The sequence below is a fragment of the Acetivibrio ethanolgignens genome (genome assembly GCF_001461035.1).
Classification (GTDB): domain Bacteria; phylum Bacillota; class Clostridia; order Lachnospirales; family Lachnospiraceae; genus Velocimicrobium; species Velocimicrobium ethanolgignens.
The window spans coordinates 7,118-21,319 of record NZ_LNAM01000179.1; the positions used below are offsets into that span (position 1 = coordinate 7,118).

Annotated in this window: 8 protein-coding genes; 1 reads left to right on the forward strand and 7 read right to left on the reverse strand. The window is 41.1% G+C overall.

The features are described from left to right. Positions 1-78: 78 nt before the first annotated feature. From ASU35_RS13445 to ASU35_RS13455, 3 genes are read right to left on the reverse strand one after another with little or no spacing between them, the layout of a single operon-like run. Positions 79-1,122, reverse strand: coding sequence for an FAD:protein FMN transferase (locus ASU35_RS13445; RefSeq protein WP_242861287.1), 1,044 nt, complete (start codon positions 1,120-1,122; stop codon positions 79-81). A gap of 13 nt (positions 1,123-1,135) precedes the next feature. Next, positions 1,136-2,566, reverse strand: coding sequence for an FMN-binding protein (locus ASU35_RS13450; RefSeq protein WP_058353516.1), 1,431 nt, complete (start codon positions 2,564-2,566; stop codon positions 1,136-1,138). Positions 2,567-2,589: 23 nt separating this feature from the next. Next, entirely contained in the window at positions 2,590-5,169 is a 2,580-nt protein-coding gene (locus ASU35_RS13455; protein WP_058353517.1) for an FMN-binding protein, read from the reverse strand. A 233-nt stretch (positions 5,170-5,402) separates the two neighbouring features. On the opposite strand from ASU35_RS13455, the gene ASU35_RS13460 reads away from it, so the two are divergent. Further along, positions 5,403-6,248, forward strand: a complete 846-nt coding sequence (locus ASU35_RS13460) for an Ig-like domain-containing protein (protein ID WP_058353518.1) — start codon at positions 5,403-5,405, stop codon at positions 6,246-6,248. A 360-nt stretch (positions 6,249-6,608) separates the two neighbouring features. Here ASU35_RS13460 and ASU35_RS13465 read toward each other — a convergent pair whose 3' ends face one another. The 4 genes from ASU35_RS13465 to ASU35_RS13480 all read right to left on the reverse strand — a co-directional run bounded on the left by ASU35_RS13465 (position 6,609) and on the right by ASU35_RS13480 (position 14,052). Further along, positions 6,609-9,974, reverse strand: coding sequence for a M64 family metallopeptidase (locus ASU35_RS13465; protein ID WP_058353519.1), 3,366 nt, complete (start codon positions 9,972-9,974; stop codon positions 6,609-6,611). Between the two features lie 159 nt (positions 9,975-10,133). Beyond that, a complete protein-coding gene (locus ASU35_RS13470) occupies positions 10,134-10,469 on the reverse strand; it encodes a hypothetical protein (protein WP_058353520.1) in 336 nt (111 codons plus the stop codon). After that, positions 10,430-11,806 (reverse strand): 23S rRNA (uracil(1939)-C(5))-methyltransferase RlmD, encoded by a 1,377-nt coding sequence (gene rlmD / locus ASU35_RS13475; RefSeq protein ID WP_058353521.1) that lies wholly within the window; start codon positions 11,804-11,806, stop codon positions 10,430-10,432. The genes ASU35_RS13470 and rlmD overlap by 40 nt, the downstream gene beginning before the upstream one ends. A gap of 254 nt (positions 11,807-12,060) precedes the next feature. Then, positions 12,061-14,052, reverse strand: a complete 1,992-nt coding sequence (locus ASU35_RS13480; RefSeq protein ID WP_058353522.1) for a transglutaminase domain-containing protein — start codon at positions 14,050-14,052, stop codon at positions 12,061-12,063. Between the last annotated feature and the right edge of the window lie 150 nt (positions 14,053-14,202).

Consider the following 14,202-nt stretch of genomic DNA (forward strand, 5'->3'; position numbering starts at 1 on the left):
ATTTAGGTGACAGAAAGTTGGTCATCCTAATGACAGTGCGTAAGAGCAGTCCTGCGACAGCTCAGGAAATCATTAACACTATGATATTATCTGAAGTTTCCGATTTTCAAAATCCTCTGTAAAAGAGAATTGTTCCTCTAAACCAGGTGTAATATATACCTTTCCATGATTATCAATAAAAACTGCTTCAAAGTCCCTGTTTTCTCTCCAGAACTCAATCCCTTTTTCCAATCCCTTAATGAACAACGTGGTGGAAAGTGCATCTGCATAAAGAGCAGATGCACTGATTATCGTTACAGAGCTTAGTCCGCTATCCGCAGGATAGCCTGTTCTCGGATCCATAATATGACAATATTGTTTTCCTTTATCATCCTTAAAGTACCTTTCATAGCTGCCGGAAGTAACAACTGCCTGGTCAGAAAGGGATATAACTCCCAGAGGACCATTTCCCTCCGGATTCTGTATGGCGATTTTCCAGCTATCGCCCTCTGGCTTTGTACCCAGAGCATAAACATTTCCCCCAAGATTTAACAGGGCTGATGCTATACCTGACTTCCTCAGCATATATACCAGTTCATCTGCTGCATATCCCTTGGCAACACTCCCCAGATCAATTTCCATTCCCTGCTCCAGCCTCACTTTGTTATCTTCTTTATGTATCCTGCGATAATCCACCTTTTCTAAAATGCTCCGTAGTGTCTCCTCCTCTGGAACCTGATATTCCTCTGTTGTAAATCCCCATGCCCGGACAACAGGATAGATGGAAATATCCAGTATCCCACTGGTTTTTTCACATAAAGCCAATGCCTTGCTTAGGAGTATCTCGGTATCTTTGGAAACCTCTGCTTCTCCCCTTTGGTTTAAAGAGTAAATATCACTGTTTTTGTCGGTAACAGAAAGCTTTGCCTCCAACTCCTTAATTCTTTTTTCTGCCTTTGTTAAAATCTCCTTTTCTCCACCGTAAAGCTTTATGTCCATAATTGTATCCATGGCAAAAATGGTAGCAGACCTGGCAGCCGTTTCTGCTCCCTGCAAAGCTTTTTTCCCTGTTCTCAACCAGCCTAAGACAGCCAAGCCCAGTATCACTAATATGATAAAAAACAGACTCTTTCTCTTTTTCATTTCTCTCCCTATCCTATTCATTTTTTGCACTGCTTAGAGCTGCACTTACTGCCTCCTTAATGCCGCCGGAGCTGAAGGTAGCTCCGCTTACCGTATCTACATTAGTGCTTTGAGACGATAAAATACGGTCAATAATAGTTGCACCCTCTGACCAAAATGGTTCGTCATCCTTATGGGATATCACCTTTATTTCAGTAATGGCATCATCCTTAATAGTTACGTTAACCGTAATAGTTCCTCCAAAGCCTTCCCCACTTCCGCTAAAGCTTCCATTTTTATATTTGTATTTAGGTTGTACCGGCTCTGTTATCTCTTTTTTTAAATCTACCGTGTCAGTCTCCTTTCTCTGCTCCTCTTTCTCTTGTTCCTTATCCTTTTCCTTCTTATCCTTTTGCTTCTCTTGTATTTTTTTCTCTGGTGCTTTCTTTTCTTTTTCTACCGGCGGTGCAGCTTTTTCCTCCGTTGAAGTCTCTATAACCTCTTTTAGCTTGTCCTTCTCTTCTTCTTTTTTTAGAAATGATTCCTTTTTTGCCGGCTTTTTCTTTTTTTCTATTTTCTTTTCCTCTTTTTTATCCTCCTCTATTTTTTCTATTTCCGGCTCCTGCTTTCTATTTCTGTCCTCTTCTACTACTTCCTCTTCCATAGCCCGTGCTACCGTGGAAGCCTCCATTACCCGTACCCGGTTCTGTTGAGGAATACTTATTCTTCCTACTACAAGGGCTAATAATACTGCCACAGCTGCCGGGATATATTTCAGCTTCTCCCATCGCTTGCACAAGAGCTTTTGTAGTCGCATAGCTCCATATACAAGAAATACCACGCTGAAAATTCCAATATTTATTCCTGAATTCATTTGACCGGAACGTGCCTTTGGAAGATTTAAAAGAAGAACATGTACATAAATCAAGCCATAAAACACATAGGCACTTCTTTGCAGTCTTTTCCATGATTTTGCTGACATCTTTCTGCGAATCCCCGGAAAAGAGGTAACAAAAAGTGGTATCATAATCCCTAACATTACAAGAGAACATATTGCTGCAAAAAGCTGATTCCCTGTGAGCTTAGAAGGCTCTGTAAACAGCAGGACAAAATAAATTTGTCCTGCTGAAAAATTATGTCCCAGCGTTAAAATGGAGGCTATAATCGATAGCTCTCTTCGTATTGGCATCAGCTTCTTTATGGCTGGAGAGCCCTGACGAAAAGCACCTGTAAACATCACTACAGCAAAGATTGCTGTAGAAAATGTTCCCCATGCCAAGGGATTCCACACTCCAATACGGAACCATTGAGGGAACTGATTGGAAAGTCTCAAAGCAGTAGATACGATTACTAAAACTGAAATCAGTGCAGATATCCCATAAAGTAAATTAGCATTTTTTTTAATGAATCTGTCACTTGTAAAGCATACTGCTGTTACAAGCATTAGGCAAATAGCAAAACTCATGTCTTTAACCTCTTTCTCCTTATCTATCGTTTAAAAGTAATCATAACATAATCATATTCCTGACTAGAAAAAGTAATTTTTATAAACATCGAATTAGACTTATCTACACTAATTCCCTGAACTTCTTCATTGTTCTGATTGAATACCTTAACATCCAGATTATTTATCATACCTTTATAATTCTCTGGAATTTCGTAATATATTCTTTCTTCTTTTTTCCGCTTAAACTCACTAACCGTTGTGGAATTATTTTGTAGTTTAATAGTGTAAGAATCCTCCATGCTTTCTTTTTTAGCAGTCACCTCAATATCAAAGGAGCAAGTGAGCTCAGGCTTCTCTGGATAACTAATTGTAACCTTTATACTTCCTGCCTCCTCAAATTCTTGATCGATCTTTAGCTCTTTTTCACCCTTTTTTAAAGATATTTTAAAATTCTTACTCTCAAGATTCTGTTGTCCGATTGTAGTATAGGCATAATTAGAATCTTGCAGCCAAAGCTCCAGTCCTTCTAAATTTAATTTCTCTCCTACAGAATAGTTCTTTTTATTAGGCTCATTAATTATCCTAAAATAATCCAGTGCATTTAAATCAAACTCCTTATCAATCTCAAGCTCAATTCGATAAAAATCAAAAGAAAATCCCTCTGCTATTTTATCCGTAGGTTCGGCCTTTGGAAGCGGCTGTAACTCAATTAGAAGGGTAGGCTTATCATAGGTCACTATCTTAACCTCTTTAACTTCAACCTCTCTATTGTTACTATCCATTACCTTTACTTTTTTGTTTTTTATCGCATTCAGCTCTTTATCTCCAATTTTCATTTGATAGGAAAACTGATTTTCATTCAAATTAATGAACTTAGCATCTGCATCCTCTCCCAACTGGATTTTCGTAAGCTTTTTCTTTTCTACCTTCCGTCTTGCCTGTATATACGAAATATGCCTGCTTGTTGAGTTTTCATGGGTAAATATCAAATCATAATTTCTGGCCTTCCCATAATCCCCACCCTCTGGCAGCGGAACAAAGACTTCAGGTAAGCTGCAGCTAACTCCTTTTGCCGCAAGGTCAGGGAACTTTACGTCTTCCTCACGACCATCTATATATTTTACCTTAACAGTCAATTTACTTAAATTAACAGGCTCTCCGTAAAAAACAGTACCATTCCATAGCTCTGTTAAGGTAATGGAACGAACCTCCTGGGGAATAGCATCCTTCTTGTACTTAGCTGAACGGTTCAATGCATCATCAATTGCATTCAAAACTCCTCTTGCACTATTGGTTGCCCCGCTCACTGCGTCATAAATTTCATTCTTTCCTCTCTGATCTTCGGCAAGACTTGCACGCAAATGCTCTGTGCCATCGTTCTTGATAATATCCGGCAAAAAGAACTGCTGGTACTTGTCTGAACGATTGTACTGGGGATCATCACCGAAATTCTCCATTTTTATATCTTTAACCTTTCCGTTCTCTACTGTAACGGAAACCTCTGTTGCTCTGTTCCATTCTCCCAGTATATTCCGCATATCCATAGGATACTGACCACGCCCCTGGCCATACCAGATACCATCAGCATATTCCTTTTTTTCTTTTCCCAGCACCGTGGATAAGGCATCCTCCACTGCAGATAAAATACCCTTAGAGGTGACAGTAGCTCCAGAAACAGTATCTATCTTTGTTGTATTTCTCTTTACAACTTCCCCCAAAAGCCTCTGTGCCTTATTGTAATATGACGGTGTTTCCCTTTCAGAATCAACATGGACTTTTGAAATGACTCCATTTTCCACCTTAACAGTAACCTCTATCGTACCACCATAGCCTGCGGCCCTTCCCTTATATTCTCCATCTGGTAATACAAATTTCGAAAAATCAATCCTGGAAGGCTCTGTAGCTGCCGAGCTACCTGTGTCATAGCCAGAAGCTATCTCCTTACTTTCCTTACTTTCTCCCGGCTTCTTAGTAGCTCCACTTGCCTGGGAAATAGCATCTTTTACTGCATTAAGGATGGCTTTACTACTTATCGTTGCTCCAGAAATCGTATCAACAGAATCTACTCCTCTCTGGCCGATGAGCTTTTCTATCACTCTCTCCGCTAAATGCAGATAGCTAGGTGTTTCATTATGACTTAAAACCTTAACAGCGGTTATTTTCTCATCCTCTATGCCGACCTCTAATCTCAACTCACCACCGTAGCCTTGAGCAATTCCTTCGTAGACACCTTTTTTTATTTTCTTTTCTTTTTGTTTCTCTGCCTGGGTCTTCCAATCTAATCTTTTCATCTTTTTCTGAAGGACAAGCTTATTTTCTAACTGCTTTAGCGTTTTTGTATTCAATGTTAGCTTATCTTTCTCGCCATCCACACTGATAATTTCCAGGAAGTCACCTCCCGCAGCAATTTGTGCAAATAGAGAATACAACTGCTCATGCAACGTCTTTTTATTATTCTCCTCCACAAAACCAAGTATATATCCCGTTTCTATCCCTCCTGCAATACCACTATTCCGCAGTACAGCCAAAGAGGCTTCCTCTGCAAAGGCAGAGCGGAAAATACTTCCACAAAGAAAAGTAGCTCCTAGCATAATACATCCGCAACGTTTTAATTTGTTCAAATTCAATTCCCTCCTAATTCGCTTCTTTCATAACTTTTATTAGTTATCACTAACTAACATTAAAGCTTTTCCTTTGCAATGTCAAGAAAATATCTGTATAATTTTTCCAAGTGAGAAATTTTCTCATTAACCACAAAATACCTTGTCTTTTATAAATCTCTATGCTATATATGGTGTTGAAGCTAGCTTGGTTTCTAAAATTTATTTCATTTATTCAATAGGAGGAATTATTAATGAGACTTTTAAAAAAATTAAGTTTTGCTTTTACCCTGACATTGGCCCTGTCTATAGCTAGTCCGTCCTTTATACCAATGCATGTAGCTACAGAAGCTAAGGCGGCCACCATGAAAATCAATTACAGCAAAAAAAATCTAAGAGTTGGACAAAGCTGCCAACTGAAGATAAGCGGAACTAAGGAAAAAGTGATATGGAAATCCGATCAGACAAAAATTGCCAGCGTATCTTCCAAAGGAAAGGTAATGGCAAAGGCAGTTGGCAAGGCTAAAATTACGGCTCAGGTCAAAGGAAAATCTCTTATTTGCGAAATTACTGTAACAGCGGCCGAAAACAAATACGTAAAAACAGCTCCATTTACAGCAAAGGAAATCTCCTTAGAGCCTTATACCGCTGCAATGCCAAAAAATTGGGAAATTATTGAGCTTAATTCTCTACATATGCTTGTTCCAGAAGGTGCTAACTTAAATGCAGGTACCTCTTCTATCAGCGTTGCTATAACAAAAAATGCAGAAGCTCGTCAGGAAAACTTTGATGAATTAAAGAAAAAGCTGTCAGCAAACCTTACAAAAGAATATATTGCAGATCTCTATCCTGATACTGCTACCATAAGTGACTTTGTTCAAGAGGAAAAGGTCATTAATTCTCAAAAACTTCTTGTAACTAGATATACAATAACCCTAGAAAAGGACGGAAAAAAATCATCTCTTACCCAAAGCATCTATGATCTTTTTTCTAATGGCTATACTACCGAGGTGACCATTACCAACAATGGTACTGCTGTTACACCTGATGTTTACCGTGTTGGTGAATATTTCATTAGTTCTTTAATTTATATGGGATAGTATAACACCCATAAGCTGGAAAGTTACAAGGTTGCGTTAAACGATCCGTATAATTACACGTTCAACACAGCCTTGTAGCCTCTTGAAATAAAGGGGTTCCTTAACTTTTGATACAAAAGCCGGTTATGAAGTAGCGAAACTCACGTTTGTCATTATCAGTGAAGTAGTGAAGGGCGCGAGCTAAACGTAACAGAATAGAAATGTATACTGTTTTACAATCTTCATGCACACCTTGCCGTTCTTTTGGCAAGCGGTTTTATTATTCCAATGCACCTCTATGTATTCTTCCGGTATGCGGGTCTCCGAAGTGATCCTTCTTCACTTTAACCATCCTGTCCCATACACTGTCTTGTCCGGCATCTATTTCACTGTGATTGTCATTTTAACCGTCTTGCTCTTTCCATTGAGAAGTGTTACCTTTGCTTTTACAGTAACCTTCCCCGCATTCTTTGCTGTAATCTTACCGGATTTGCTTACAGCTGCTACCTTCTTATTGGCTGAAGTATACTGGATGGATTTCACATTGTCCATGTTCAGTCCCTGATCCATTATAAACTTTACAGACGTATTCTGTTTAACTGTCTTGTTGGAATATTTTACTTTTACAGTTGCTAAAATCTTCTTATCAATTGCAGCTGCCTGCTCCTTTGTAACAAGCTCATATCTCTGTGTGAATGCAAGCTTATCAAAATCATAACTGATACTTCCATCTGCATCTACATTGACCCTCTGATCTTCTTCCTTTACAAGCTGATATTTCTTAGTCTTTGTATCATACTTATAAACATAAAGTGTTGTATCTGCTTTTATATCAGCAGTATTCACCTTTACCTGATAAGCCAGCCTTCCCTCTTTATCATAAACCTTCTGGAGGCCTCCAGCTCCTGTAGTATCCTTATGTTCTTCACCCGTTGAAATGGTTGGTGTTTTAGCTTCTGGTTCCGTTGGAGGTGTTGGCATCATTCCTCCGCCACCTGAGGTTGGTGGCACCATCTCTCCTCCGCCCCCTGAGGTTGGTGGCACCATCTCTCCTCCACCCCCTGAGGTTGGTGGCACCATCTCTCCTCCACCGCCTGTGGTTGGTGGAGTGACTGCATTTATGGTTAAGGTTGCCGTTGAAGCTTTCACCACTTTATAGTTTTCTGCACCGGTAAAGGTAGTTTCCCCCTGGTTATGCCATACAATTGTATAGGTACCTGCAGCTGTTGATGGAGAAACATCTGTTACTCCATTATTTTCCTTACAAAGGAACCCAGGTGCTACCTTTGGAGTTGGTCTATCCGTTCCAACCAAGCCGGTATATATCAATTCAAAGGCCGGAATTGCACTGCCCTGATCGATGGTGCAGCTCTTTGGTGCTACGGTTATCTCCTTCGGTGCAATAAAAACTGTAAATGATTTTTCAGCTGAGTCACTATGTGCAGCATCTCCTACTACCTTATAGTAAACGGTGTAGGCTGCAGCATCAGTTCCGGTAGGAAGCTCATCCTGGTAAGCTCCTGCTCCAACCCTGTACTGGATTTGTCCGCCTTCTGCTACTCCTGCTTTCACAAGCCTTTGTGCTTTTCCATTATATACCAGATCTGTAAGTGCCATCGGTTCCTGTGTTACTGTAGCAGCAGGAAGTACCGGCTTTTCTGCTACCCGTTTTAGTGTCGCATCTATCGTATCGCCAGCTACGAGTCCGTGAAGCTCCTCGGTTACCACCGATATGGATTCAAGCTCATTCCACAAAAGTGTAAATGTCTTTTTTGCCATGTGCTTCACTCTGCCGTCCTGGCCTTTAATTTCAAGCTTAAGCTCGTAGTATTGCGGTTCCTTTGCATAGCTTCTCACGATCGTTCGTGCCTCAAGCCTTTTTCCATTTGCTTCTGTTATATTTTCTGAGCCTATCGTATTTATTTTTGTGCCTTCATAATTAGAATGGACGTCATAGATATTTCCACCATCAAATATGTAACCGGGTTCTTCTGCCGTTGTGATTTCGATATCGTCCTGGTAAAGCATGATTCTTTTTTTGTCAAGCTTGTGGTTTAACACGTTAAACACATAGGCTTTGCATACAGGGCAATATTCTGCATAAAAATTCATCATGCAATTGTATTTTGGTGTAACCTGCGGATTAGAAGGTTTTTCATAGGCTCCCACACCTTTGTATCCCAGAAACTTCCTCCAGGAAAGATTATCTACATCAGGCCTTACTCCTTTTTGTTTGTATGCAGCATTCACTCCGGATGAATTCGAATCATATTCGTCTGTAAGCCCATGGGTGTGCCCCATTTCATGAACCGCCATCTCCGTGAACCACCCATTAACTGTGAACATACTCAAATTACCATTCATATATCCCGCGCCGCAGTACACATTTGAATTGCTGATAATCTGGTACGACGTAATCTCTGCCCCCGGATCTAAAAAACTTTCTTTTAGCGCCTCAGATGACAGACGGAAAAATTCAAGCCCGTTGTCTCCGATGTCACAAAGAGCACCCCAGCTCTGATGAATTCCGAAGACAGTATCATTTCCACCACCCTTTCCGGCTCCCAAACCAGAAATTTGAGAAATGGTCTTAAGGGCATAAATGTTAATCTTATCCTGAAACTGTTTATAAGGCTCAATTTTGAAAAAATATCCAAGCAGTTCATTTATTCTTACTCTAAATGTCCTTAACTCTGACTCTGTATAACCGTCACCTGCGATAATCCACACAATGTTTTCATTATCGGGTCCGTTTTTTTGTATGGTTTCAACCTCAACCTTTACGCCATTTACCTCAATAAACCCTTTTCCGGCATTACCATCGGTATCAACATTATCTCCAGTGCCAAAATCAGGTGCGCCCCCTACTCCAGGCTCCACATCTACTACAGGGTTTTTCGCTTCTTCTTCCGTTACGATTTTATAGCTGCCATCTGCCACCTTCTGAAATAAGAGATCCTTGTAGTCAAGATTTAAAGCAGGGCGAGCACCGTATGGGTCAACACCCATGTGACGGCCTCTCGTGCCATCGTTGTGGATGTAACAGGCTCGTGGATCATTTCCCGCCGTATCATGGGGTGAACGCGTCCAATAATATACAACTGCTCCTAAAGCTGCCCTTTCGGCATCCTTTTTAAAATAATTTTCTGTTTCTCTTACGGACAAAAAGAACACTCGTTCATTTGTGATAGTGCCTGCTCCGTAGCTATAGGTATTCCCATTCCAGCAATTGCTTAATGTTATCGGCTCGTCTGTCTTGGTAGTTTCCAGCACCTTCTCTCCGCCGGTGCTCTTCCTTATTGTATTTTCATAGAAGCCCCTGCACCATGCCTGGGCAGTCGAGCCTTCCCACGCATTTGCAAAGGTGGACGCTCCGCTCTTATAGTACTTACCGTTTCGTATTTCGAATTCGTTCCACAGCGTCCAATCCAATACATTCTTTGATACAAGAAACAGACCATCCTTTTCTATTGCCCCGTCCATATTTGTTTTTGTATCAAGTACCTTCCATACAATTGGCTGCACTGTACTACTGCTTGCATCTGTACCATATGCATAACTGCCCAGCCCACCTGTAATGCTATCTCCGGTTTGCCAGTGGATCTCACTTCCCAGTGCTGTTTCCCCCAGATTCAGCTCGTGCCTTTCGGCTGCCTTTATCTGCAAAGGCATAGCTGAAAACAAGTTTACCTGCAGCATGCATATTACAAGTATAAAAATAACTATTCTTTTCCTATTCCCTTTCATATTCTGCTTCTCCTTTGATAATATCAGCGTTCCATTAAGCTATAAGTACATCATAATAACTACAATAATGAAAGTCAAGGCTTTCTTGCTCTTTACCTGCATAGCACAGAAATACCTATCACCGCTGTATAGTTATAACCTTTCTGCAAATTGCGTTTCTTATCTTGTAAAAGCACTATATACCTCAGTATCAATATAAACACCTTTCATTTCCAATGTGTCAATTCCAAACTTTGCTCCATTTTTAGAGTCATCTCTTATGAGCATAAATCCAGCAACATTTGAACCATCTGTTGTCACTCCATAAACGACATACTGTGATTCATAAACAGCTTTTCTGGAATCCCCACTATATATAATATCTCTAAGTCCGATAGCATATTCTATACTATCTTCGCCAAGCATAACAATAGCCTCAAATTGCACACCATTTCCTGTTCCGTCTGTTATTAAGTTTACTGCTGTCGGATAGCTTTTAATTTGGACAATAAACATACCGTTTCTATCCCCTGTGTCTGTGGGAACATATCCACGCAACAGGCCTTTTTCAATCGGTAGCCTGCCTCCTGCAGAGCCTCCAAATCCCTCGCCAGACTGGTCGGTTTACAGGAAATGTACACCAGCTGATCCACACCATAATCCACGATTTTCTTCAGGGCCTTTGGATGGATACCATCCCTTGGCGGGTCAAGCACAATCATATCCGGCTTTTCTTTAATTTCATCTATCACCTTTAAAACATCACCAGCGATAAATTCGCAGTTAGACAGACCATTCAAAGCTGCATTTTCCCGGGCCGCCTCTACTGCCTCCTCTACAATCTCCACACCTATAACCTTTTTCGCCACAGGAGCCATAAGCTGTGCTATCGTTCCTGTACCACTATAGAGGTCAAAAATCAGTTTATCCTTTGTTTCTCCAATGTACTCCCTTGCCTTAGTATAGAGAACCTCTGCTCCCAGGGAATTGGTCTGGAAGAAGGAAAAGGTCGAAATCTTGAATTTCAGCCCCAAAAGCTCCTCATAAAAGAAGTCCTCGCCGTAAAGAATCTCTGTTTTATCACTTTGTACCACATCAGCCAGGCTATCATTGATGATATGAAGGATTCCTCTAAGACTTCCCTTTAGAGGCAGAGCCAAAAGCTCCTCCTTAAGCGGTGCTAGATCATGCTCCTCCTGGGATGAGGTTACAAGACTTACCAGCATCTCTCCTGTCTTTACTGCACGGCGGATTAAAAGATGCCGCAGGTATCCTTCATGAGACATCTTCTTATAAAAGCTGACACCTCTTTTTGTAAAATAGTTAAGCACACAATTTAATACCACTGTAAAATCCGTATCTGCAATCTGGCAGTCCCCGGTTGTTATAACATCATATATGCTATTTTTCTTGTGAAGTCCCAGTGTCAGCGGACCATCCTTTCTATCATCACCAAAGGAAAATTCCATTTTATTCCGGTAATTAAACTCTGTCGGGCTTCCCAAAATATTCTCAAACTCATATTCCTCCCAGGCAGCCTCATCCAAAAGAGCCCTTACCTGAGCAGCCTTAAGCCTTAGCTGCTCCTCATAGGCTACGGTCTGGTAGGTGCAGCCGCCGCAGAGGCCAAACTCATCACAGACCGGTTTTCTGGTTTCCAAAGGAGATGGCTTTTCTACCTCTAAAAGCCGTCCCTCCCACTTGGATTTTCTTTTTTTCATCAGCCGGAAACGTACCGTCTGTCCCGGCAGTCCTCCCTTTACCGTTACCTCTTCTCCCTCTAGCTGAATTCTTCCTTTATTTGGAAAAGTAACCTCCTCTATTACTCCACTGCATTCCTGTCCTTTTTTCATCTATTCTAATCCTCTCTATCTGTTTTTCAAAATCTATCAGCCTATTATAGCCGATTTCCATTCTTTTTGCAATTCCTTGCAAAAAAAATGGAAAGCATCTCCGTTACTGTTTGGCAACTCAGAGCTTTAAAGAAGCTCCCTGACAAAGAATTAATCGCCGCAAACCAGTAAATACAATGGTTGCGGCGATTTTTTCTTTGTTATGCAGTTCCTATAAATGAACCGGCAGCCTGATATAACCAGCCTGTAGCTTTTTAAATATCATTCATTCGTATCTTCTGAACTTTACTGTATTTTCCGTAACGGATCTTCCCTCCCTTTTTCTCATAGGTACGGATTTTCACATAATAGACAGTCCCCTTCTTTAATCCAGTGACTACCTTACTGTTTTTTCCACTTCCTTTTACAGTCACAGTTTTTTCTAGCTTTTCAAAATCGGATTTTTTGGAAATCTTGATCTGATATCCTGTACATGGCAGCTTCTTCCATTCAAGCTTCATTTTACCGTTTCCCACTGCTTTTGCCGAAATCCCTGTTACCTTCTCAAGCTTGGTTATGACTGTTTCCTGCTCCGGCTGCTTCTCAGCTTTCGGCTGCAGTTGACCTGTGCTCTTTGACTCCGGCTTTATCTTCGGTTGACCTGCATCTCCCGGCTCCGGCTTTATCTGCGGTTGACCTGCATCCCCCGGCTCCGGCTTTATCTGCGATTGACCTGTATCTCCCGGCTCCGGCTTTATCTGCGGTTGACCTGTATCTCCCGGCTCCGGCTTCGTTTCGGACAAAAGCACCTTAACAGAAACCATCTCATTTCCTGCCAGATACAGATCATTTTCCTGTGTCATGACCTTAATCGTAGTTTCACCGCTTTTCTTTGCCTGAAGGACTCCATACCGATTTACTGTACAGATATCCGGATTTTCCGAGACGTATGTAATTTCCCCCGGTGCATGGATATTCAGCATATACTCCTCTTTGCTGACCAGCTCCACACTTCGGGACGGTATACTGATTGGATATGGCTTCTTTACAAATGCCGTATCCAGGGTATAGGCATTACGCGTTTTTGGCTCACTAATGCCTGCTGCCGTATCGTAGTACAGTGTTGCACCCACTATTTCTATATCAAAAATATTCTCCTGCAAGCCACTATCCAATGTCAGTACTGTCTGACAATCCGTTCCATCAAATCTACAGGAAAGAATCTTTTTCGGTGCGGTATAATAAAGACGATTGTCCTTTGCTGCAAGCGTCATGTAATCATAAGAAATACTGCCCGAATAAATCCTCCACGCTTCACTTGCAGAAGCAATGGTTTCCGCCTCTGCTGGCACACTCTTTTCCAGCCTTCTTTTTTTAAGCTCTCTGCCATCCTTGTAGCACAGATAGCCATCCCCTGCATAAATCGGTGAGTTTGTCTTTTTCCAGAATGCATCATCATAAGTCCTATCATCACAGCTGTGATATAGCTCTTCGTTCCATGTGTGATCCCGTCTAAAGACCTCTTGACTGCAAAGAAAGTAATCGTGTATCACACCTTTTTCTTTCGTGTCGTCCCAGGTAACATCTACCATATACCATTTTCCTTCGATCTTTACCTGATTCCATGCATGACCCACGCCCCTGGACCGGCCGCCTACCATTTCGCATGGTACGCCCGCCCTATCCATATAATATTTATAGGCTTTTGCATATCCCTCACAAACAGCTCTTTTATCCAGGACAGCTCCCCTGACATCATGGCGAAACGGATATGAACCACCATATTCAATATCCAGAACAAGATAATCGTGAATCACTATGGCTTTTTCAAGATCTGACATGGAATCGTTCAACAGTGACAGTACCTTATCCCCTTCGGCCTTCAGTTCTACATCTCTATTGACAGGATAATCCATCTCAATCCACGAAATCGTGCCATCTCCTCTTTTGTGGAAGATCAGTCTCCCCACATAATAGAGTTCCGGAAATACTTCTGTCGCCCAGTAATTTACGTCCTCAATATCTTTCATCGTTGCACGAAAATCTGTCAGATCAATCCTTTTTTCCCAGTTCATCCATTTTGGTACAATATAGTTAAATAAATCTCTGTCACATCTCGTACCTGTATCCATATCTAATTTCAATTCCTGCCTTTCATTTTCCAGTGCCGAAACAGGTACAGAAAAAAAAGATGACATACAAACAGATATGGCACAGAGCCCGGCAAATACTCTTACTTTCCAAAAAGCTGCTTTCTTCCTTTTCATTTTCTTTATCACCCCAATTTTTTATTAACTGTTGCTCTTTATTAGATTGTATTACAATTTAGATTTTATGTCAATACGGGAGCATCTTCTTGCAGCGTTGAGGAACAAAATTATATAACTTTACTAAGTCAACGCATATCACCTTTTATT